This window comes from Clostridium mobile (genome assembly GCF_018918285.1).
Classification (GTDB): Bacteria; Bacillota; Clostridia; order Clostridiales; family Clostridiaceae; genus Clostridium_AW; species Clostridium_AW mobile.
This window is the reverse complement of record NZ_JAHLQF010000002.1, coordinates 981,308-1,004,787: the sequence shown is the minus strand read 5'-3', so window position 1 is coordinate 1,004,787 and position 23,480 is coordinate 981,308. Positions and strand designations below refer to the sequence as shown.

Genomic DNA, 23,480 nt, shown 5'->3' with positions numbered 1-23,480 from the left:
AAGAGCTATCTACGCATAATTGATTTCTGAAAATTTTAAATTTTATTATTTCACATAAAAAAACTAAGTACATTGTTATTTTTATAACAACATGCTTAGTTTTTCTTATTTTGACATGTATTCATTTATAGTTTCTAAATGTATACTCATGGCCTTTAGAGCTTTTTCTGGATCATGTTCACTTAAAGCAATATATATATCTTCATGCTGCTTTACTAATAGCTCTTTATTATCTGTATTTATTAATATATTTCTTCTAGCATTCTCTATAAAAATTTCCATCAAGGATGATATTGCATTTAATATGCTAAGGATTAAAAAATTTTTAGACACTTGAGCTATTTTATAATGAAATTCTCTATCAGCTTTTACCATTTCCTCATCTTCATCAAGATTTTTAAATTTATCTATTAGATCTCTTAATTCAGTAAGCTCATCTTCTGATATTCTTGTAGCTGCTAAAGTAGCAGTTTCTTTTTCTATTATTTTTCTAAGCTCTAATATATCCATAGGATCGCTTTTCTCAAGTATAAACATTATTGATAATGGTTCGAATAAATTATTTTCAAAGTTACTCTTTACAAAGTTTCCTTCTCCTTGCCTTGATTCTATAAGTCCTATTATTTCAAGTGCTCTTAAAGCTTCCCTTATAGATGTTCTGCTCACTTGCAACTTTTCAACCAAATCTCTTTCAGAAGGTAGTTTATCTCCTTTTTTTAATATGCCTTTATTTATCATATCTTTAATTTGTTCAATAACTTGTTCATAAACTTTTGTATTTTTTATTGGAGTAAACATAATGTCATTCCTTTCTTTATCAATAAATAGTACATTCTATATTATTTTTAACCAACTAACACTCATATAAAAAAGACTAACTACATCCTGTTCATTGTATAGAAGTATTTTCTCTATTTTTTCATTAGGCATTCTGTTAATATAATCTCTATCCTTCACTATCTTACCAAAAGTTTTTGCTAAGTTTTGGCCACTTATTAATTCACTTTCCCTATCAATGTTAAATTCTTTCTCTAACGCTTTAAGTCCTATACTTGTCTTTTTAATCTTCTCATATTCCTTTTGTAAATCCACATGAATAAAATAATCACTTATATCAATATCAATTTTATATTTTTTAAATAAATGATTTATAACTGTAAAATCATTATTACCTGAAAAAGTTACAATATATTTTTTAGAATTCCCCATATTTATGAAATACTTTTTAGCTAGTTTTAAAATTTCTTTTGAGTCCTCTTTATTCTCAATCATATATTGAGTTATATTTAAACTATTAGTTATTTCATCATAATAGCAACTTCCAAATACCCCCACACATATGGGTTTCTTATAAACATAATGCTCTAAATCAAAAAAAATGGAATTTTTATATATAGCATTATTAATATCATATAAACAATATTCATCTAGAATATCATCAAGTTTAATATTTTTTTCTCTTATAATCACTAGTACCACTCTTTTCTAATAAATTACAACATAAGTAACTCTAAATTACTTGGGTTAATATTATATATTACATCTTTTCTTTCAACGATTATATTGATTTTTTCTGATAAATCCTTATCTTCTAATACTTTGTTTATCAATTCTCTAGTAGGATTCACACAAACAGGATATTTAATCATTTTAAACATAGAAAAGTCTCCTGATGTATCTCCATATGCATAGCTGCTTTCTAAATCAATATTATATTTTTGTACTAATTCTTCAATAGCCTTTTGTTTGCTAACGCTATCCCACATAGGTATTACATCACCAGTGTAAATTTCATTATCATCCATAATATATGTGGTTCCTCTATAATCATCAAAACCGTGTTTCAAGCTCATCTCTCTTACTAATTCTATAGGGCTACCTGAAATAGTTATAACCTTATGCCCCTGATCTTTATGCCACTTTATTCTATCTCTCGTATAAGTATAAACTCTATCCCCCTTTTGGGATATTACATTCTTAGCTATAACTTCTACTTGATATTTGTGAAGCCCTTTTATAGCCTCTAAATATATACCAGCCATTTTTAATAAATAATTATCATAATTCCCTTGTCTTTTATCCCATTTCTCATATTCAGGTCTAACTTCATTATGCCATCTTTCTGAGCTTATTATCTCATATCTTATAAGTTTTTTAAATACTTCAGAAATCAATCCCTCTCTATATAGAGTACCATCTATATCGAAAAATGCTACAATATTTTTCATATTATTTCCTCCATAAATTTATTATGCACAGTAAATAAAAGGTAGAATTTATGTTAAATTCCACCTTTCATTATACACCTTATTAATATTATATTCTACTCTATATAGTCAGTTATATACTATTTATATATTGTTTAATACTATTTATTTGTTCCATTGTAAGTGAATAAAACTGGCATTCTGTTTCACAATACTCATCTTGAAATTTTATATTCTTTACCTCACATAAACACCAAAAGGATGGGTAATCTCTTAAAGCTAAAGAAAAGTTGATAAAATCTCCTGTATTAAGAAAAACTTTACTTAATATGGTAAGCTTTGTAGAAGACATATTTATAATTTTCATGACGGGTTCTCTAGACTTATATTGCTCATACACACTCTTATCATTTACTCTAGGATAATATATATCTATACTAATTTTTCCTTTTTTATCTTTATCACTATTAATATCATTATTTTTATCAATATTATTATCTCTGTCATTATTTTCTTTGTCATCATTTATATATATATATTTACCATTTTTATAAATTTTCAAAGTCGCATTACCACCTTATGTCAAAAATAAAACTATAGTGTCATTTTTAATACTATTATATAATCTATCATATGAAAAAACCAGCACTTTGTTATTGACTTTACGTTAAAAAAATATTATATTTAAAATATAAATGATAATGATTATCAAATTCATTTTTCTTTGAATTTGATAATCTTAATAGTATTATTTTAGATGCATAATATAGGAATTTTAATTTTACGGGATGGTGATAAATATGTTCCCTGAAATTGTTATTACAGCTGTAATAGCCTTTTCTGCTATCTATATATTATATAGAAACATAAAGAAAAAGTCTTCTGGTGGATGCAGTTGCGGAAGCTGTTCTTCAAATTGCCCAATCTATGAAGACAAAAATAAGGATAGTGTATAAACACTATCCTTACTTTTTATTTATTATCTTATCTAACTTTATTATTAATTCATCATCTATATCTTTTATTCCTTTAAGCTTATATGGAATCTTCAATTGCTCATATTTATATTCCCCCATACTATGGTAAGGAAGTAGTTCTATCTTTTCTAAATTTTTTATATTACTTATTTTTTCTTTTAATTTTAATATATGCTCCTCATTGTCCGTAATTCCTGGAATAACTACATGCCTTATCCAAACACTGCAGCTATTTTTATTTAGTGATTTAATAAATCTCTCCAGCTCTTCAATTCCATAACTTGTAATCTCTCTGTATCCATCATCATCTACATGTTTTATATCTAATATAACTAAATCTGTGTATTTTAAAATTTCATCATAATTTCCTTTTCCATACCCTGAAGTATCGATTGCTGTATGTATACCTTCTTTTTTACACTTTTTTAGAACCTCTATAAGAAAGTCTTCTTGCAATAGACACTCACCGCCAGATAGAGTTACCCCTCCATTAGATTTTCTATAATATGGCTTATATCTAATTATTTTATTAACTAAGTCCTTAGAGCTTATATCGTATCCTTCTTTTACATTCCATGTGTCAGGATTATGACAGTATACACAATTTAAATGACACCCTTGAAAAAACACAACAGTTCTTATTCCAGGTCCATCAACTAATCCCATAGTTTCAATTGAGTGAATCCTTCCCATTTTACATTCTATCATGGAAGGTTCTCCTTATAACCTCTTCTTGCTGTTCTTTCGATAGTCTATTGAAATTAACCGCATATCCAGATACTCTTACTGTCAATGTAGGGTATTTATCTGGGTGTTCCATAGCATCTATTAATGTCTCTCTATTTAGTACATTAACATTTAGATGGTGAGCACCTTGTAGGAAATATCCATCCATAATGGATACCAAGTTCTCAATTCTATTTTCTAAATTCATGCCTAAGGCTTTAGGAACTATAGAGAAAGTATTAGAAACTCCATCTTCACAGTGACAATAAGGTATTTTAGCAACAGAATTCAATGAAGCTAATGCTCCCTCTTTATCCCTGCCATGCATTGGATTTGCTCCTGGAGATAAAGGTTCTCCTATTTTTCTTCCATCTGGAGTAGAGCCAGTCTTCTTTCCATACATTACATTTGATGTAATTGTTAATACTGAAAGGGTGTGTCTTGCATTTCTGTATGTTGGATGTTTCTTAAGCTCTTCTGAAAATTTCTTTACTAATTCCACCCCAATATTATCTACTCTATCATCATCATTTCCGTATTTAGGAAAGTTTCCTTCTGTTTCAAAATCCACTACTAATCCATTTTTTCTTATAGGTTTTACTTTAGCATACTTTATGGCACTAAGTGAATCAATAGCAACGGACAACCCTGCTATACCAAAAGCCATAAGTCTTCCTACATAAATATCATGTAGGGCCATTTGTGAAGCCTCATAAGCATACTTATCATGCATAAAGTGTATAGTATTCATAGTATTTACATAAAGCTCTGCTAAGTACTCTAAAACCTTACTATAATTATAATAAACTTTACTATAATCTAATATCTCATCCTCTAGTTTTTCTATTTCAGGCACAACTACACTACCTTTTACTTCATCTCTTCCTCCATTAATAGCAAGCAGTAGCGCTTTAGCTATATTGCATCTTGCTCCAAAAAACTGCATTTCCTTCCCCATTTTCATAGCTGAAACACAGCAAGCTATACCATAATCATCTCCATATATAGGTCTCATAATATCATCATTTTCATATTGTATGGAATCCGTTATTATAGACATCTTTGCACAAAACTTTTTAAAGCTTTCTGGCAAGGCTTCAGACCATAAAACGGTCATGTTTGGCTCTGGAGCTGGATTCAAATTTATAAGTGTATGTAAAAATCTAAAGGAGGTTTTAGTTACTAATGTTCTTCCATCTAACCCCATTCCTCCAATTGATTCAGTAATCCAATTAGGATCCCCACCAAACAACTCATTATATTCAGGAGTCCTTAAATGTCTTATAAGTCTTAATTTAATTACAAATTGATCTATTATCTCTTGAGCTTCTTCTTCTGTTATGATTCCCTTTTTTAAGTCCCTTTCTATATATATGTCTATAAAGGTACTTGTCCTTCCCAAAGACATGGCTGCACCATTATTTTCTTTAACTCCTGCCAAATAACCAAAATATATAAATTGAACGGCTTCTTTAGCATTTTCAGCAGGATTTGATATATCTATACCATAGGACAATGCCATAGTTTTCATTTTTTCTAAGGCTTTAATCTGTTCGCTAACCTCTTCTCTCAATCTAATTTTTTCATCTAACATTGTACCTTTAATTTTCTCTAATTCAGTTTTCTTTTCACTAATTAAAAAATTTATTCCATAAAGAGGTATTCTTCTATAATCACCTATAATTCTTCCTCTACCATAGGCATCTGGCAACCCTGTTAAAACACCTGCACTTCTAGCTTTTCTCATCTCATCAGTATAAGCGTCAAAAACTCCCTGATTATGAGTTTTTCTATATTTAGTAAATATTTCTTCAATCTTATTATCTATATGGTATCCATATTCATCTAAAGCTTGTTTTACCATTCTAACTCCACCATAAGGATTGATCATTCTTTTTAGTGGTGAATCCGTCTGTAATCCAACAATAACTTCACTGTCTTTTTTTATATATCCAGCTTTACAAGAATCTATTCCTGACACAGTTTCCCTATCTACATCTAATATACCTTTCTTCAATTCTTCTATAATTAATTTACTACTTATATCCCATACTTCTTGAGTTTTTTTGCTTGCTCCCTTTAAAAAACTATCATCTCCATAATAAGGGGCATAATTACTTTGAATAAAGTCTCTTACATTTACTTTATTATTCCAATCTCCTAGTTTAAAATCTTGCCATTGTCTATTCATATATTTCCTCCTTTGTGTGCAGAAAATTCATTGCGTATATTATAGTGTTGTTGTTTATCAATCATTCACATTATAACATATATTATTTTATTTTATAAATATATCGTTCGTCATATAATGGCAAATAAATAAAACAAAGTAAATTAGCTTAACTCTCTTACTAATTTACTCTGTTTTTTACTTTATCACAGCATATTATTAAATTCAATTTTGTTCTAGTTTTCATTTAAAAAATAATCTACTATATCCTCCACCGTAAGTATACCTTTTAATGTATTGTCTTCTTCTACTACAGGAATAGCAATAATATTATGTTCTCTTAACTTCTTTGCAACTCCTACTAAATCATCATTTGGTGATGCTGCCACAACTTTTTTCGTCATAACCCAATCTACTGGACAAGTATCATAATGTCCCTCTTCCATTAAAAACCTGTAAATATCCGCCTTTACTATCATTCCTAGAAGCTTTCCTAAGTCATCTACCACTGGTGCTCCGTTTATTTTCTTTTGATTCATCAACTTTAAGGCTTATTCAACTGTGTCTTCAGGTTTTAAAGTTATTAAATTTGACACCATAATATCTTTTATTGGCACAAAAACACCCCCCTTTAATAATGCTCCTCTTAATAACTATTTTTTATAATGCCCTCTAAAAATTCTAAGTTTTTTTCCCCTTTTATAATACTATCAATTAATCTACATGCCGCTCTTTTTGATATTTTACTTAAATCTATCTCTATATCTATATTATGCTTTTTTAACAAAAACATCAAATATTTCGCTTGTTTATCCGTTATAGGATTCTCTCTCACCAACTCACAGTTATTATCCATTCTATATATCAACTTAAATATTTTAGGTAAATTAAGAACATCCTCATAATTATGCAACAATATCTTTTTCTTTAAGTTTTCATCTCTACTCTTAAGATATTCATTATATAATATTACACTAATTCCTCCGTCAATAGTGTCTTTTCTTTCAATACCTAAATGCTTTTCAACGGTTTTTAAATTACATCTATTTAATCCTAATTGTTTATGGTAAGGTCTAATAAGCCTATATAAATCTATATGCTCATTTGGCAACTCAATTTCCAATTTATTTTTATATAATTTATGTTTAATAAAAGGCTCATCAAAAGCAATGCCATTGAAGGAACACCATTTATTGAAGTTTATAATATCTTTTCCAAATTCAAAAAGAATATTTTTTTCATCTTCAATGCTTTCTGCAAAATATTGTTTTACATTATATATATTCCCATCTATATATTTCCCTACAGATATAAGTATAATCTTGTCCTCTTCCTTGCTAAAACCAGTGGTTTCTATATCAAAAAAAGCTATATCTTCTAGGTCATATTCTTTAAATATTTCAGCAGGAATATTTATACCTACATTTCTATCTTCAATTATCATATTTATCCTCCATTTTTTATCTTAGAACCTATATAATTATACAATATAATGCCTAAATTTAAAATGGTCTACAAAAAATTGTAGACCATTTTAAATCTATATTCTATATTACATTTTTTCAACAGCTTCAATACCTAATAGTGCTAAAGCATTCTTAATTACTATACAAGTTGCTTCAACTAACTTTAATCTTGCCTTCTTTGTTTCCTCATCTTCAGCATTTATAATGCTGTGCAGATTGTAGAATTTATTAAATCCTTTCGCTACATCTATTACATATCTAGTAACTATGGATGGCTCTAATTTATCTATTGAATAAGTTATAGCATTATTAAATCCTTCTAAAGTTTTTATTAATTCAAATTCTTCTTTAGAGGATAGTTTGCTATAGTCTACTTCTTCACATACAGTTCCTAATTTTCTTAGTATGCTCTTTCCTCTTGCATAACTATACTGAATATAAGGTCCTGTTTCACCATCGAAACTTAGCATTTCATTCCAGCTAAACACTATATCTCTTTCTCTGTTATTCTTCAAGTAAGTGAATACTACAGCCCCTATACCAACTTTCTCAGCTACTTCTTCCTTGTTTTCCAATTCCGCATTCTTTTCTTTTATAACTTCCATGGTTTTATCTATGGACTCTTTTAATAGATCCTCTAAGAATATAACTTCTCCTCTTCTAGTTGAAAGTTTTTTATCTGAAAATCTTACAAGACCAAATCCTATATGTTTGCAATCATCTGCCCATTCATGTCCCATAAGCTTTAATGTAGTAAATATCTGTTTAAAGTGAAGGCTTTGTTCAAGGCCAACCACATATATACTCTTATAGAAATCATAAGTATTTTTTCTATATATAGCTGCTGCTAAATCACGAGTGGCATATATTGTTGCACCATCGGATTTCTTTATTATACATGGTGGCATATTATAATCATCTAGCATTACAACCTTAGCTCCATTACTATCAGTTAATAATCCTTTTTTATCTATTTCTTCTACTACAGCATCCATTTTATCACCGTAGAAGCTCTCCCCATTATAGTAATCAAATTCTACGTTTAGCATTTTATAAACCCTATCAAACTCTTTTAAGCTTAACTCTTTAAATCTTTCCCAAAGCTTTGTTTCCTCTTCTGAGCCTTCTTCTAGATTTTTAAAATACCTTCTTCCTTCTTCCTCTAATGAAGGATCTTTTTCTGCTTCATCATGGAATTTTACATATATTCTTAATAATTCTTTTATAGTCTCTTTTTCTAATGCTTCTTCATCTACCCATCTCTTATATGCTGAAATTAGTTTACCAAATTGTGTTCCCCAATCTCCTAAATGGTTTAATCTAATACAATTATATCCTTGAGAACTCATTATTTTATATAAGGAGTTACCGATAGCAGTACTAAATAAATGTCCAACGTGGAATGGTTTTGCAATATTAGGAGATGAATACTCTAAAGCTACATTTTTACCTTCTCCTACGTTAGTGTGTCCATATTTTTCCCCTTCACTTATCACTTTTTCTAAAGTATTTTTTGCAAACACCTCTTTATCTACAAAAAAATTCAAGTAAGGTCCTAGACTTTCGATTTTTTCAAACCCATCTTTATTTATTTTTTCCTTTAGTTCACTTGCTATTGCATTTGGAGATTTTCTTAAGGTTTTTGCTAATTGAAAACAAGGAAAAGCAAAGTCTCCCATATCTGCTTTAGGTGGTATTTCTATAAATTCTTCAACCTTTTCAATAGGTAATTCTATATTTTCAGAAATCCTCTCTGCTACTAACTTTTTAAAATCCATTATTTATTCCTCCCTTTTTATTGATTTATTTTTATTAATTACTTTTAATTATTTACTATTAGTTCAAAAAACAAAAAAGCCTCTCTTAAATAAAAGAGACGGCTAAATTCCGCGGTACCACTCTAGTTGACAATAGTCCACTCAAAACCTTAACGCGGTTAACGTCTTACTCTACTCTTCTACTTTAGAATTTGGAATAAGCTTCTCCAAGGCTCTCTTCTTCTTAACTTTCTTACAGGCTTCCACCACTCCCTGCTCGCTTAAAGAAATGTTAAAAATACTCTCCTCTTCATAAAATTTAGATTTTATTTTAACTGTAATATTATTCAAAGCAATGCATTTTCATTATTACTAATAAAAATTACTTAAGCTACTTGTTTATTACTAATCTTTAGTAATTATAGTATTATAATTCCCGTTTTGTCAATATGAATTATTGACTTTTGTCTTTCTGAACATTCAATATCATCATGAATAAAGCTGCAAGAAACATCAACAAAAATACAGCAGTCCATGCTACCTCTATTGGGTAATATGACAAAAATGATCCCATCAAAACAGGACCTAGTGCCCATCCAGCTCCATATATAGTTGGAAGTATTGCATTAATCCTTCCTCTATGACTAGGTGGAGTATTATTTGATATAAACACCGGAGTGTTAACAGATACCATTACCTCTCCAAAAGTCATTATTCCTACAGCAATAAAAAAATATATTATACTACTTTCCATTGAAAATATTAAAAAAGCTACAGAATAAAACAATCCCCCTATAGCAATAATTTTTAAACTCTTAAGCTTGGTTGTAACCCTTGATATAAAAGCAGTTAAGCACACTATCAAAACTCCATTTACACCAGCCATAAACCCAAAATACTTTCCTCCATCCTGACCATAAATATCTCCTAACTGCAAAGGCAGTAAAAATCCCCATTGAGAATAGGAAAATTGGTATATAAATAATATTAAAGCGAAATATATTAATTTTTTTCTTTTCTTTAATATAGATATTGAGGATTCTCTATTATCTATAATTTTCTTATCTTCTTTATTTAGAGTTTCTTTAATAAATAACATTACAAGCAAGAGAGATACAGATGTAGTGAGAGCATCTCCTAAAAAAACTAAGGGAAGGTAATTTTTATATAGCATACCTCCAATTATAGGTCCTATAGCAAAACCCAAATTATGTCCCATATATAGCAAGGAAAATGCTTCTTTTCTATTACTTTCATCAGTCAAATCTGCTGTTATGGCATCTTGAGCCGGCATACAAAAAGAATAAAAAACAGGAGCTAGCATGAGTGTGTATGCCATTTTAAATGATGGTTTTAAAAAAGCACATATGACAAAAACTATTAAAGCTAAAGTTTGAAATATTAATATTGTTTTTTTCCTCCCTATAGTATCTACTAACTTTCCTCCAATCAGCATACCTGGTGCTGATAAGACTGCAATAAATGTCATAAATATACCTGCTTTATTACGAGATAATCCAATTTTTTGAGTTAATATCAATGTGAGTAAAGGGTAAACAAAACTTCCTAAACTATTAATCATTCTTGAAATAAACATAATATAAATTTCTTTAGGCAATCCCTTATAAGGGTTTACAATACTTTCAATATATTTTTTCATATATTTTCACCCTCATTTTTCTACAAAAATATATATTAATTCTGGCATTTTTCTTTCAATAGTACTAAAATAAGTATTGGTACATTCCTAACTCTATTACAGAAAAGAGGTGTTTTTATGAAACTACTTAGACAAATGGGTATTATATTAGTATTATGCCTCTTAGGAGAATTAATACACAATATATTCAAACTTCCCATACCCGGTAATGTATTAGGCATGTTGCTTTTATTTATTGCTTTATGCTCTGGAATTATAAAAATTAACATGATAGATACTTTAAGTAAATTTTTATTGGATCATCTTTCTTTTTTCTTTGTTCCAGCAGGGGTAGGCATAATATCATGTATGGCAATTTTAGAAGGACAATGGGTTGCTTTCTTGTCTATACTGTTTATCTCCTCTATTATAACGATGGTGGTAACAGGTTGGACAATTCAATTATACGCAAGGAGGAATAACAAATAGATGGATTCAATTATAAACTCACCTTTATTTGGGGTAATCTTATCTATAGCATGTTTTGAAATTGGATTATTGATTTACAAAAAAACTAATATACCTTTATTTAATCCTCTTTTAATATGTGTAATCTTAATAGCATCAATTTTGATTAAGTTTAATATTGATTTAGATTCTTTTAACTTAGGAGGAAATTTAATCTCCTTTTTTCTTGCTCCCGCTACAGTGGTGCTTGCTGTACCTTTATATAATCAATTAGAGTTAATAAAAAAGTATGTAATACCCATATTTTTAGGAATTACAGTAGGAACATTTACAGCTATTTTTAGCGTAGTATACTTATGCAAATTATTTAACATAGATATGGATCTTGCGCTTTCGTTGGTACCTAAGTCAATAACCACTCCTATAGGAATAGAAGTGTCCAAGGTTATTGGAGGTATACCTGCTGTTACAGTTTCTGCAATTGTTATTACAGGCATAATGGGAGCCGTTATAGCGCCTATAGTATGTAAACTTTTTAAAATTGATGATAAAATCGCAATAGGTATAGCTATTGGTACTTCTACTCATGCCGTAGGTACAACTAAAGCTATAGAAATGGGTGAAACAGAGGGAGCAATGAGTGGACTAGCTATAGGTATCGCTGGATTAGCCACTTCCATATTAGCTCCTATTCTAGTAAAAATACTTATTTAATAAAAAAACTTAGCTAATTTGATTAATTAATAGTGGAGAATTAAAATTTAAGATTGTATGCTCTTAACTAATCTAAAACTTTATTCTCCACTATGCTATCATATATGAACTTCTTTTATATGGTTTAATTTACCATGACTTAATTTACTATAGTTTGACTTACAATTATTTAATTCACCCTAAATTAATGAAGCAACTTTACAAACTCCTCTAAAGTACTTACAGGACTACTACAAGCAAAATTCTCACATATATATGCCTTAGTCTCATCTTCATTGCTACTTTGCAATACTACATTTGTAAAAGGTGTGAATTTCTTATTGATTTCACTTATCATTTCTTTTAAAGTACTATCTTCTCTTTTTCCTGAAACAATTATTTTTCTATTTCCCTTTACTGTAAACATAAACGGAATTAACAAAAACAAATGAGCTTCCGGATAGTTTTTAATATTTTCTCCAAATACATTAAAAGCCTCTGTAGCTTTATTGCTTAATTCTAAGTCCTCAGTCATGCTATATAACCTTAGCATATTGTAAATAGCCACTGAATTTCCTGAAGGCATTGCATTATCAAAACTCTCCTTAGGTCTTAATAAAAGCTCTTCTCCATCCTCACCGTAAATAAAGAAGCCTGATAGTTCTTTATCCCAAAATAATCTTATGGTCTCATTGTTATAATAAATAGCTTTTTTTAGATAATCATCATTAAAAGTTCCTTCATATAGCTCTATTAAGCCCCACACTAAAAAGGCATAATCATCTAGATATGCTAAATAAGCTGACTCCCCTTCCCTAAATCTTGCTAAAACTCTTCCATCTTCCCTTACAAGATTTGCTAATAGGAAATTTACAGCTCTTTCTGCTATATTTATATAATTCTTATGGTTAAATATTCTACCTGCATAAGCATAGGCAGCTATAGCCAATCCGTTCCAAGAGGTTAGTATTTTATCATCCTTATGTGGGTGTATCCTCTTTTCTCTATAAATATATAGCTTTTCTCTTAATGAATTTAATCTTTCTAAGGTATCTCTACTTATTTCATTTAAATCCTGATTGATTAAATTTGGAATGTTTTTTCCTTCAAAGTTTCCTCTCCCCGTAATATCATAGTAAGAACAGAAAAACTCTCCCTCTTCCTCTCCTAAAACTTCTTTTATCTCTTCTGAAGTCCATATATAAAACTTTCCTTCCACCCCTTCTGAATCTGCATCTTCCGCGGAATAAAAAGCTCCTTCCTGAGATATCATCTTATCTTTTAAATACCAAAGTATTTTTTCACATATGTCCTTGTATTTTTCCTCTTTAGTTTCAGCATAAGTTTCTGCATATACTAGAGCTAATAAAGCATTATCATATAGCATTTTTTCAAAATGTGGAACAAGCCATTTCCCATCCGTAGAATATCTACTAAACCCGAATCCTATATGATCAAATATGCCACCTTTGTACATACTTTCTAATGTACTTTCAACCATATGTAGGGCTTCTTTATACCCATAAATCTTCCATACTCTAAGAAGAAACATTAGTTTATGGGGAGTTGGAAATTTAGGCTGAACATAAAATCCTCCATATTCACTATCAAAAGCTCTCTCTAGTTTATTAAAAGCCTCTATAATTATATTTTCATCCAGCTCAGTCTTTCTATTTTTACTATTTTCCAATTTTATGTTTTCTAATAGCTTATTGGAATATTTAATAATATTATCCCTATTGCCGTGCCAGTTAATTTCTATTTCATCTATAATATCAAATAAACCTGGTCTTCCAAACTTTCTTTTTTTAGGAAAATATGTACCTGCAAAGAAAGGTTTTTTCTCTGAAGTCATAATTACGGTAAGTGGCCATCCTCCACTTCCTGTCATGGCTTGACAATAAGTCATATATATATTATCCACGTCAGGTCTCTCTTCCCTATCTACCTTAATACATATAAAAACATCATTTAACCTTTTAGCAACTTCCTCATCTTCAAAGGACTCTCTTTCCATTACGTGGCACCAATGACATGTGCTGTATCCTATACTTAAGAATATTGGCTTATCTTCTTCCTTAGCCTTTTTAAATGCTTCTTCACCCCATGGATACCAATCTACAGGGTTATATGCGTGTTGAAGTAAATAAGGGGATTTTTCATTAATCAATCGATTCGGTATTTTATTATTAGGCATAACACCACCGTCTTTCATATTACATTTTTAAGTATTATTCCCTAAATAAAAAAGATTACTATAATTAATTTAATAGTAATCTTAGATGAATCCTTTATATTTTTTTCAATATAGGTAATCTATTTATTACTTGCTTTATTCTTTATTATTTCAATTAGCGTTTTATAATTCTTAGTTTGGATCTTATCTTTATGAAATACAATATGATTTACACTGATTAATTCAAAATCATTTACTCTTACCTCAAAAAGCTCTCCATTACTAACTTCATTTTCCACTAATATTTTTGGCAACACACTTATTCCTAAGTTTTGCTTTACTGCATAAATTAAAGCTTGTGAATTTACACTTATCCATTCTGGATTTACAGTTATATTATGTAATAATAATGCGCTGTCAAAAACATCACGAATGGCACTACCTTTTTCTCTCAATAATAACCTTTCTTTTATTAATGTATTAACATCTATGGATTCTTCTAGCGCAAATTTATGTTCAGGCGAACAAAGTACTGCTAATTCATAGTTTGAAAATGGAATTTTTATTAACTCTTCCTTATAAATAACTCCTTCAATCAATCCTAAATCAATTTCATTATTGATTAGCATATTTTCAATATTTCTGGCATTATCAATTATAACTTTGGTTGGAGTATTCTTGCAAATCCTTTCAAAATTTGCTATTGCTTTAGGTAAAATAAAATTTGCAATGGTTATGCTTGATCCAATCTTAATAGTTGCATTATCTTCTAATTCTTTGGAGTTTTGTTCCAAGTCATCATACAAATCCAAAAGCTTTATTACTTTTGCTAGAAATAGTTTACCCGTTTCATTTAAATAAAGTCTTCTAGAAATTCTATCAAATAAACAAATACCTAAATAACATTCTAGTTCATTGATTGCTTGAGAAACTGCTGGCTGTGTCATAAACAATTTTTCAGATGCTTTTGTAATACTCTCTTCTTCACATACAGTTTTAAAAATACGTAAGTGCCTCAAATTCATATGAATACCTCTCATTACTAATTAGTTATGTTTATTATAATATTATACTATTTTACTTATGATATTTCTATAAGATATAATATAGAAGGTCTATAATTTGTATGTAGAGGAGAATTTTATCATTATGAAATCTAATAAATTAAAATTTTATTTTTCGCTATTTAGAATAATGTTTTCCATAAGCGCCTTTACCTTCGGAGGTGGATACATTGTTATACCTATGATACAGAAATATTTCGTAAATGATCTAAAGTTAATTAATGAACAGGAGCTGCTAGATATGGCAGCCATTTCCCAATCAACACCTGGTGCCATTGCAGTTAATATTTCTGTATTAGTAGGTTATCGTATTGCTGGAATTATAGGTGCAATCATTTGTTGTATCGGAACAATCCTCCCCCCTTTGCTTATTTTATCTGTTATATCTTCTTGTTATAGTGTATTTCGAGATAATAGAGTTATCTCTTCAATCCTAAAAGGAATGGAGGCAGGCGTCGCCGCTACTATCGTGGATTTAGTAATCGATATGAGTAAAGGAATTTTAGATGAAAGAAATTGGTTGTTAACATTAATGGTTCCTGCTTCATTTTTCGCTAGTTTCTTTTTAAATATTAATGTTATTCTAATTATTATTTTCTGTTCATTCCTATGCTTTGTACAAACTTATTTGAAAAGGAGGGCCAAGCTATGAATAAAAATATAATTATTTTGTTAGTCAGCTTTTTGCAGATTGGTTTATTTAGTATCGGCGGCGGTTATGCCACAATACCATTAATACAGGAACAAGTAGTGGATTTACATCATTGGCTTACTTTGCAAGAATTCACTGATATTATTACAATCTCTCAAATGACCCCTGGGCCTTTAGCAGTTAATACCTCAACTTTTGTGGGAATACGCATTGCAGGTATATTGGGAGCTATAGTAGCTACATTAGGATGTATTCTATCTGGATTTATTCTTTCTATTATTTTATACAGATTTTTCAGAAAACATAAAGATATAGATATCATTTCCAATATATTAAAAGGGTTGCGTTCTACTTCTGTTGGACTTATTGCGGCTTCTGCATCCACTATTCTTTTGATTGCCTTTTGGGGCTCACCATCACTTGATGCTAAAGCTGTTAATTTTAATATTACTGCCATCATTGTATTCATTATTTCTTTATTTCTACTAAGAAGGTATAAAATGAATCCAATATTTATTATTATTCTAACAGGTATTATAGGCTTGTTTTTTTATCAATGATGTTTGAGAAACACTAATCTTCATAAATACTTTCTGTATTTCGCTTATAAAAATAAGACCTTTATTATTATGGTAGTCATCGGATAAAAAATAGCGGCCTTATGGCCGCCGTTAAATCTAGTCTTTTATTGTAGACGCTCAATCACTGTTTGTTTTGACATAGAACGATCAAGGAAATAAGTTATGGTAAATTGGACAATGATAATTAAGAGAAAGTATGAAACAATTTGCCACAAAGGAAATTGGTATTGAATATAATCTAAGCCACCTATATTTGAAATAGCATTGCATAACGCATAACCACCAATACCGCCTATAACAAGTGATATTAGAAAGCTACCAAGTGTTAGGCATAAATTTTCAGTTTGAAGCATTGTTCGTAGTTTCTTACGGTCCATCCCCACCGCCTGCAACATGCCAATTTCTTTTTTGCGTACAATGGTGTTGGTAATAATTGTGTTCAGTAAATTCACAATAGCAAATACGGCAATAAAGGCTACAAAAGTATATAGTGCTATGATCATCATTTTGAAAGCAGATTTTATCTCTATAGTAATATCTCTCAAAAGTTCTATTGAAAGTCTTTCATCCCTAGCAATCAACTGTCTAAGTTGAGTTTCAACCTGTTTGGAATAACCTTGACTTGAAATGATTTCAAAAGCAGAATTGCAATTTCCAGACACAATGCTATCCATCACATCACTTGGCAAATAAAATGTTATTCCACTGTCATCGTTAAAAATAACCCCATCTACAACAAAGGTTATTTTGGTTCTCTTTTCACCCTCCTTAATAATGGTATTTACGTAGTCCCCAATTTCATAAGTGAGATTGTTATTTTCATATGCTGCAGCACCTTGATTAACCACAATACTAATTTCATTAGATTTGATATTTCCTGTTAATTCACCAGCTATTAAATATTTTTGAAAGTTATCAACATCCTGTTCTGCCATACTGTAAATCCCTATTGTATCACCTTGGTAGTTTTCATCTAACAGGAATGCACTAATGTACTTTTTTGTTTCAACGCTGTCCACTCCATCAATCTGTACAATACTTTGCCTCAATTCCTCCGTAAGTGGATTGTCAACTTGTAAATCACTGTAACTCACTGTTGAAGAAATCAAATCACCATTCAAACTAATTGTATATTCACCTCCATATGGAAAGAAACCACGGGCATAAAGGTTGGCATCAATAGCAGTCATAATTGAAGCTAAAGAAATAAATAATATCCCACTAAGAGACAATGATGTAAAGGTCAATATTGTTTTTTTCTTATCTCTTGCTAAATTCATAATCCCAAGGGAAAAAGCAGAAAGTTTTTTTGTTGCACGTTCAGTTTTATTGGTTTTCCACTGATAATGGGTATATCGTGTAGCATCTATCGGAGTAATTGAAGCTGCATACCTTGCAGGTTTTTTCACCGATACCATAACAGTTAGATAAGTTATTCCAGAGGAAATAATAGCATATATTAAACTGGGATACATTTGCCATTTGACTGGTGAAATCATAGCACTAGCAATGCAACCAAGTACAATTCCAATGGGAATATATTTAAAAGATAACTTTCTTCCCTCTCGAAGGACAATTTTACGAATTTGCTTTGATGTGGCTCCAATAGTACGCAATTGGCCATACTCATTTATTCTTCTCATAATAGAAATATAGAATATATTGTAAATTACTAATGCACAAGCAAATAAGACAACAAGTGCAATTGCAACGATAGCTAAAGTGGTTTGAGAAGAAGCATTATTACTATCAATATTCCAATTGTTTATATGGATATCTTCCCCTCTTACCCCTGCAAGTGTCCCTATTTCCTTAACTTTTGCTTTCAGTTCGTCGTTAGAATATGAACTAGCATTTGATATTTGAACAGCTATTGCCATATCAGCAGTAGACAAAAACGGATCTGAGAGCAGAAAGTCTTTTGCTACAATAGAGTCAAACCTAGTACGGGCAGTGCTGTTATTACCTACATCCAAAAAACCACAAATGATAAATACCCGTTCTTGTATTTCACGGCTCACATCATTTCTAAAAGATAATGTAATAGTATCTCCGATACCAGCATCTATTCCCACCGCTGACAAATACCTCTCCTCAATTGCTATTTCATTATCTTTGCTAGGCATTTCTCCCTTACTGATAGATACATTAGATAATTTCATCATATTGTCATCTGTATAAATGATGTCCAAAATGGCTTTCTCACCTTTTACTATGCCAACATCCCTATGAACGCCATATTCAAATACATCAACATTATTTTGGATATAGCTAAGCATGTCATCGCTTACATTAGAATATATACCCTGATATAAGGTTTTATTTTGTATATCAACGGCAGCATTGTATATGAATGTTGAAGAAAAGCTAAGCAAAAATGCTGATAAAATAATGACAATTCCAATTAAACGATTGCGAAATTTATTGGAATTCAAGCTATTGTTTGATAGGTGTTTAATTACACCGCTATTATTATTCTCTATCATAGCCTAGCCTCCTCCTATCCTACAATCCTGCCATCTTCAATACGGATAATCCGATCCGCAAGTTGGGCTATTTCATTGTTATGGGTAATCATTACAATTGTCTGATTAAATTTCTGACTGCTCATTTTCAAGAGTCCCAATACTTCCTGGCTTGTACGACTATCAAGATTTCCTGTTGGCTCATCGGCCAAAATAATAGCTGACTTTGTCACCAATGCCCTTGCGATTGCAACTCGCTGTTGCTGTCCTCCTGATAAAGTATTAGGGAGGCTATTTCGTTTTTCTTCAATATGGAGTAACGATAAAACATCATTCACAAAAGTTTCATCTGGTTTATTTCCGTCCAATTCAATTGGTAGCACAATATTTTCATATACGTTAAGATTTGGAATAAGATTATAGTTTTGAAAAACGAAACCAATCTCTCTACGGCGAAAAATAGTAAGTTGGTCTTTATCCATTTTTGACAATTCCTTTCCATCCACCTGAACACTACCAGAGGTAGGATTGTCCAAACCTCCCATCATGTGAAGTAAGGTTGATTTTCCGCTGCCTGAAGTGCCTACAATTGCAACAAATTCACCTTGTACTACGGAAAGATTTATGCCATCAAGAGCTTTTACGATATTTTGCTCTGTGCCATAATATTTTTTTAATTCCCTTGTTTGTAACACAGTTTTCATATTATTTACCTACTTTCTTTTGGAATACTTTAATAATATATCTAAAATATCTCACAAACCTCTCAGAAATATAACAACATTGAGACATTTTAGCAATTTGGAATAAAAACAGAGAAAGTAGTACTAATACCAAGTCTGGACTTGACCTCAATATAACCATTTTGCATGGTAATGATTTCACGGGAAAGATACAGGCCAATACCAACACCCTCTTGGTTGTGGACTTCCGGCTCACGATAAAACCGCTTGAATATGCTGCCATAACTTTTTTCAGGAATACCTTTACCTGTATCCAAGATATCAATTTTCGTATAAAACTCCCATTGATTGACTGATACCGCAACTTCACCACCCCTTGGGGTATATTTAACGGCATTATCCAAGATATTAAAAAGTGCTTCCGTGGTCCATTTTTCATCAAACAATGCTACCATAGTTTCTGCACATTCCACTATAATATTTATTTTCTTAGTTTCGGCTTTTGGCTCAATACCGCTTAGCGCCTGAGCAAGGGTATTATAAATTAAAGCCTGTTTGGGCTTTATCTCAAAAATTCCTGTTTCAAGGCGTGACATTTTTACCATGGATTGCATGAGGAAATCAAGTTTATCAACCTGTGTTGAAATTGCAATAAAAAAATCCCGTCGCTGCTCCTCAGTAAGTTGCCTGTCTTGTAAAATTCCATTATATATTTTTATATTTGCAATAGGTGTTTTCACTTGATGGGAAATATCAGATACCAAGCATTGTATGGCTTCTTTTTCTGTAATGCTTTTCTTCGATTGTTGTAGCATAATTTCATAAAGCCGCTTTAGTTTTATTTGCAGTTTTGATATTAGTGTTTCCTCGTTGAGTACAAAGTCAATATCTTCTCTTCCATTTATCATATCATCAAGATAGCTATCTAATTCATCTGAAAAATCGGCAATCTTCTTGTGAATCACATACATGATGACCATGCCCACAATCACAGAAAAGATAAGTAGTGAAAGTAATAAAAGCCTTTCTGCCAATATTGAAGTAATATGAAACACCGCAACAGTAAATAAAGCAAAAATAATAAGCGTAATTACCACACTTATTTCATAGATTCTTTTAATAGATATTTTTTTTATCATAGTTTTTCACCTGCCCATTGATAACCCATACCATAAATGGTTTTAATATATTTATGATTGGGGCTTTCTATTTTTGAGCGCAGGCGGTTAATGTTTACCGTCAGGGTGTGTTCGTCAACAAAATTCCCATCATTATCCCAAAGACGTTCTAAAAAGATTTGCCTTGTCAAAACAATTCCTGCATTGGAGATAAATAGTTTTAGCAACTTGTATTCTGTTGCTGTAAGACTGATTGTTTCACTATCCTTGATTGCCTCTAATGTGTCAAAATTGATTATTAGATAGCCATCGGAATACAAGTTCTTTATATTGGCGTTTTCATTACGTTTTAATACAACAGAGACGCGCTTTCTAAATAATGGCATACTGAAGGGTTTTGTAATGTAATCATCAGCGCCTAAATCAAAACCTTTTATTTGGTCGCTTTCCATATCGCAGGCGGTTAAAAAAATAATAGGAATATCTTTTCTTTCTTTTATCTTAGAGCATAGAAAAAATCCATTGCCATCAGGTAAATTAACATCAATTACAATTAAGTCATATTCCTTATGTTCAATACTTTCTAATGCCTGCTTTATTGTATATGCCGTATTAACAACATAGCCATCTGCTTCTAAATCAAAGCGCAATCCTGAACTTAACATTTGATCATCTTCAATTATAAGTATTCGTTTAATTTTTCACTCACATCCTTTCTAATGCTATTCATATATCTTCCTATTTAATTCTATGTTAATTGTAAATTTATCTCCTTGATTCTCCACCCAAATTTTCCCTTCATGTAATTCTACTATGTCTTTTGCAATAGCTAATCCTAGACCCGACCCCGTAATTTTTGAATTTCTCGATTCATCCGTCCTATAAAATCTATTAAATATTTTTTCTAAACTTTCTTCTGAAATATTGTCAGCTATATTTTCAAAACCTATAATTACATTTTCATTATTTTCATGTAAATTTATATTTACGCAACTTTCTTCAATGCTATATTTAACAGCATTACCTATAATATTTTCGAAAACTCTTGCCATTTTGTTAGGGTCCACCAATAATTCCACTTTGGTATTTTTAAAGTTTTTACTAAAACATATCTTTCTTTCTTTCGCTTTAATTGAGAGTTCTCCTATACTTTGCTCTATTATTTCTATTATATTAACTTTTACTTTTTCAAGCTTAATACCGCCACTCTCAAGCTTAGAATACTCAAACAAATCATCTATCAATATCTTTAGTTTTTTTGATTTTTCTAAAGATATTTTTGCATATTTATCCTTATCCTCAAAACTTTTTTTATCATCTGCCGCAAGCTGAATATATCCCATTAAAGCTGTAAGTGGCGTTCTTAAATCATGAGATACATTAGTTATAAGCTCACTTTTCAACCTTTCCGCAGCTCTTTCGTCCTCTATTTTATTTTTTAACTTAAGTGACATGCTATTTATCTCTTTTGCTAAAATTGCTAGCTCATCATTCCCCTTTACTTCTATTTTATAATCTAAGTTTCCTTCAGAAATTATTTTTATACCATTACATATGCTTTTTATATATTCAGCTTTTCTTCTAACTAATAGGTAAATTAATAATAAAATGGTTATTATATTAGGAAATAATTTTACAGAAATAAGAATTAAAGAAAAGGCCAATATTAATTCCCTTGTCACGCTTCTAAATAATAGCTCTTTAGCTTTATTTCTAAACTTCGGAAAAATCAATATCATAACCGTAATAGCTGGTATGACGCCTATTGCGATAAAATGCACCGCATATGATATAATAGTGGATATTGTATTTGATACCTTATATGGTATTACATCAAAAATCAAAAATATGGAAGTGATACTTAAAATAACGGTCAATAGCAGCTCTCTGATTATGCTACCAAATAATAATTTCTTAATTCTATTTTTCAATTTTATATCCCACTCCCCATACCACTTTTATGTACTTAGGTTCCTTAGGATTAATTTCAATCTTTTCTCTTATGTTTCTTATGTGTACAGCTACAGTATTATCTGCATTATTAAAAGGTTCCTTCCATACATTATTATAAATCTGTTCTGTACTCATAACTCTACCTCTATTAAGTGCTAAGGTTTCCAATATAGAAAATTCTAAGGGAGTAAGTCTTACAAATATACCCTCAACAAAAACTTCTCTAGAGCCTCTATTTATGGAGAGTCCATCAATTATTATCTCATCCTCATCATCTTCTTTTACTTCATTAAAATTAAAACATCTCCTAAGTTGAGATTTTACTCTTGCGGTAAGCTCTAATGGATTAAAAGGTTTGGTAACATAATCATCTGCTCCAACATTTAGTCCTAATATTTTATCGCAATCTTCGGTTTTAGCAGAGAGCATAATGATGGGAAGCTTCTTTTCCTCTCTAATCTTTAGACAAGTTCTCATTCCATCCAACTTAGGCATCATTATATCTAAAATTATTAAATCAATATTGTTATTTTTAAGTTTCTCTAAGGCATCAATGCCATCGCAAGCAGTAATAACCTTTAATCCTTCATTTATTAAATAAATTTCAATTAACTCTCTTATATCTTTTTCATCATCCACTACTAATATTGTGTTTTTTTCCATGAATTATGGCCCCTTTCTTATT

22 protein-coding genes, 1 pseudogene and 1 other annotated feature are annotated in these 23,480 nt (G+C 30.4%); of the genes and pseudogenes, 5 read left to right on the top strand and 18 right to left on the bottom strand.

Annotated features, from left to right (window positions below):
- Positions 1 to 105: 105 nt before the first annotated feature.
- The 4 genes from KQI86_RS10980 to KQI86_RS10965 all read right to left on the bottom strand — a co-directional run bounded on the left by KQI86_RS10980 (position 106) and on the right by KQI86_RS10965 (position 2,769).
- The gene (locus tag KQI86_RS10980) at positions 106 to 798 is read right to left on the bottom strand and encodes a FadR/GntR family transcriptional regulator (protein WP_216439371.1); all 693 of its coding nucleotides are present in this window, start codon (positions 796 to 798) and stop codon (positions 106 to 108) included.
- Positions 799 to 834: 36 nt separating this feature from the next.
- Positions 835 to 1,449, bottom strand: a complete 615-nt coding sequence (locus tag KQI86_RS10975) for a ribonuclease H-like domain-containing protein (RefSeq protein WP_216439559.1) — start codon at positions 1,447 to 1,449, stop codon at positions 835 to 837.
- A gap of 44 nt (positions 1,450 to 1,493) precedes the next feature.
- On the bottom strand, positions 1,494 to 2,228 hold the full coding sequence (locus KQI86_RS10970) for an HAD-IB family hydrolase (RefSeq protein WP_216439369.1): 735 nt from the start codon (positions 2,226 to 2,228) through the stop codon (positions 1,494 to 1,496).
- A 112-nt stretch (positions 2,229 to 2,340) separates the two neighbouring features.
- Complete coding sequence (locus tag KQI86_RS10965) at positions 2,341 to 2,769, bottom strand: PilZ domain-containing protein (protein ID WP_216439367.1); 429 nt, start codon at positions 2,767 to 2,769, stop codon at positions 2,341 to 2,343.
- A gap of 238 nt (positions 2,770 to 3,007) precedes the next feature.
- Here KQI86_RS10965 and KQI86_RS10960 point away from each other — a divergent pair, with 238 nt between their 5' ends.
- Positions 3,008 to 3,163 (top strand): FeoB-associated Cys-rich membrane protein, encoded by a 156-nt coding sequence (locus tag KQI86_RS10960; RefSeq protein ID WP_216439366.1) that lies wholly within the window; start codon positions 3,008 to 3,010, stop codon positions 3,161 to 3,163.
- A 9-nt stretch (positions 3,164 to 3,172) separates the two neighbouring features.
- Here KQI86_RS10960 and pflA read toward each other — a convergent pair whose 3' ends face one another.
- From pflA to KQI86_RS10930, 6 genes and pseudogenes are all read right to left on the bottom strand, one after another.
- Positions 3,173 to 3,877 (bottom strand): pyruvate formate-lyase-activating protein, encoded by a 705-nt coding sequence (gene pflA / locus KQI86_RS10955; protein WP_216439558.1) that lies wholly within the window; start codon positions 3,875 to 3,877, stop codon positions 3,173 to 3,175.
- Position 3,878: 1 nt separating this feature from the next.
- Positions 3,879 to 6,101 carry a formate C-acetyltransferase gene (gene pflB / locus KQI86_RS10950; protein ID WP_216439365.1) on the bottom strand — a complete coding sequence of 741 codons (2,223 nt, stop codon included), beginning with the start codon at positions 6,099 to 6,101 and terminating at the stop codon, positions 3,879 to 3,881.
- Positions 6,102 to 6,316: 215 nt separating this feature from the next.
- Positions 6,317 to 6,679 (bottom strand): annotated as a pseudogene (locus KQI86_RS10945) (CBS domain-containing protein).
- A gap of 47 nt (positions 6,680 to 6,726) precedes the next feature.
- Positions 6,727 to 7,524 carry a ribonuclease H-like domain-containing protein gene (locus KQI86_RS10940; protein ID WP_216439364.1) on the bottom strand — a complete coding sequence of 266 codons (798 nt, stop codon included), beginning with the start codon at positions 7,522 to 7,524 and terminating at the stop codon, positions 6,727 to 6,729.
- A gap of 108 nt (positions 7,525 to 7,632) precedes the next feature.
- Positions 7,633 to 9,324 carry an arginine--tRNA ligase gene (gene argS / locus KQI86_RS10935; RefSeq protein ID WP_216439362.1) on the bottom strand — a complete coding sequence of 564 codons (1,692 nt, stop codon included), beginning with the start codon at positions 9,322 to 9,324 and terminating at the stop codon, positions 7,633 to 7,635.
- 91 nt (positions 9,325 to 9,415) lie between these two features.
- Positions 9,416 to 9,626: a binding site (T-box leader), on the bottom strand.
- A 131-nt stretch (positions 9,627 to 9,757) separates the two neighbouring features.
- Complete coding sequence (locus tag KQI86_RS10930; RefSeq protein WP_216439360.1) at positions 9,758 to 10,963, bottom strand: MDR family MFS transporter; 1,206 nt, start codon at positions 10,961 to 10,963, stop codon at positions 9,758 to 9,760.
- Positions 10,964 to 11,080: 117 nt separating this feature from the next.
- Here KQI86_RS10930 and KQI86_RS10925 point away from each other — a divergent pair, with 117 nt between their 5' ends.
- Both KQI86_RS10925 and KQI86_RS10920 read left to right on the top strand, forming a co-directional pair.
- Positions 11,081 to 11,431, top strand: coding sequence for a CidA/LrgA family protein (locus tag KQI86_RS10925; protein WP_216439357.1), 351 nt, complete (start codon positions 11,081 to 11,083; stop codon positions 11,429 to 11,431).
- A complete protein-coding gene (locus KQI86_RS10920) occupies positions 11,432 to 12,124 on the top strand; it encodes an LrgB family protein (RefSeq protein WP_216439355.1) in 693 nt (230 codons plus the stop codon). It abuts the gene before it with no gap.
- 184 nt (positions 12,125 to 12,308) lie between these two features.
- Here KQI86_RS10920 and KQI86_RS10915 read toward each other — a convergent pair whose 3' ends face one another.
- Together KQI86_RS10915 and KQI86_RS10910 are read right to left on the bottom strand one after the other, a co-directional pair.
- A complete protein-coding gene (locus tag KQI86_RS10915) occupies positions 12,309 to 14,318 on the bottom strand; it encodes a thioredoxin domain-containing protein (RefSeq protein ID WP_246582742.1) in 2,010 nt (669 codons plus the stop codon).
- Between the two features lie 101 nt (positions 14,319 to 14,419).
- Positions 14,420 to 15,304, bottom strand: coding sequence for a LysR substrate-binding domain-containing protein (locus tag KQI86_RS10910; protein WP_216439353.1), 885 nt, complete (start codon positions 15,302 to 15,304; stop codon positions 14,420 to 14,422).
- Between the two features lie 124 nt (positions 15,305 to 15,428).
- On the opposite strand from KQI86_RS10910, the gene KQI86_RS10905 reads away from it, so the two are divergent.
- Both KQI86_RS10905 and KQI86_RS10900 read left to right on the top strand, forming a co-directional pair.
- Positions 15,429 to 15,995 carry a chromate transporter gene (locus KQI86_RS10905; protein WP_216439351.1) on the top strand — a complete coding sequence of 189 codons (567 nt, stop codon included), beginning with the start codon at positions 15,429 to 15,431 and terminating at the stop codon, positions 15,993 to 15,995.
- Positions 15,992 to 16,555 (top strand): chromate transporter, encoded by a 564-nt coding sequence (locus tag KQI86_RS10900; RefSeq protein ID WP_216439349.1) that lies wholly within the window; start codon positions 15,992 to 15,994, stop codon positions 16,553 to 16,555. Before KQI86_RS10905 ends, KQI86_RS10900 begins: the two co-directional genes overlap by 4 nt.
- Before the next feature lie 125 nt (positions 16,556 to 16,680).
- Here KQI86_RS10900 and KQI86_RS10895 read toward each other — a convergent pair whose 3' ends face one another.
- From KQI86_RS10895 to KQI86_RS10870, 6 genes are all read right to left on the bottom strand, one after another.
- Entirely contained in the window at positions 16,681 to 19,062 is a 2,382-nt protein-coding gene (locus KQI86_RS10895; protein ID WP_216439347.1) for an ABC transporter permease, read from the bottom strand.
- Between the two features lie 14 nt (positions 19,063 to 19,076).
- Entirely contained in the window at positions 19,077 to 19,745 is a 669-nt protein-coding gene (locus KQI86_RS10890; RefSeq protein ID WP_216439345.1) for an ABC transporter ATP-binding protein, read from the bottom strand.
- A gap of 89 nt (positions 19,746 to 19,834) precedes the next feature.
- Positions 19,835 to 20,863 carry a sensor histidine kinase gene (locus KQI86_RS10885; RefSeq protein WP_216439343.1) on the bottom strand — a complete coding sequence of 343 codons (1,029 nt, stop codon included), beginning with the start codon at positions 20,861 to 20,863 and terminating at the stop codon, positions 19,835 to 19,837.
- Positions 20,860 to 21,522 (bottom strand): response regulator transcription factor, encoded by a 663-nt coding sequence (locus KQI86_RS10880; RefSeq protein ID WP_425514373.1) that lies wholly within the window; start codon positions 21,520 to 21,522, stop codon positions 20,860 to 20,862. Before KQI86_RS10880 ends, KQI86_RS10885 begins: the two co-directional genes overlap by 4 nt.
- Before the next feature lie 42 nt (positions 21,523 to 21,564).
- Positions 21,565 to 22,773 carry a sensor histidine kinase gene (locus KQI86_RS10875; RefSeq protein WP_216439341.1) on the bottom strand — a complete coding sequence of 403 codons (1,209 nt, stop codon included), beginning with the start codon at positions 22,771 to 22,773 and terminating at the stop codon, positions 21,565 to 21,567.
- Positions 22,763 to 23,458: a response regulator transcription factor gene (locus KQI86_RS10870; RefSeq protein WP_216439339.1), complete on the bottom strand. Its 696-nt coding sequence runs from the start codon at positions 23,456 to 23,458 to the stop codon at positions 22,763 to 22,765. The genes KQI86_RS10875 and KQI86_RS10870 overlap by 11 nt, the downstream gene beginning before the upstream one ends.
- Between the last annotated feature and the right edge of the window lie 22 nt (positions 23,459 to 23,480).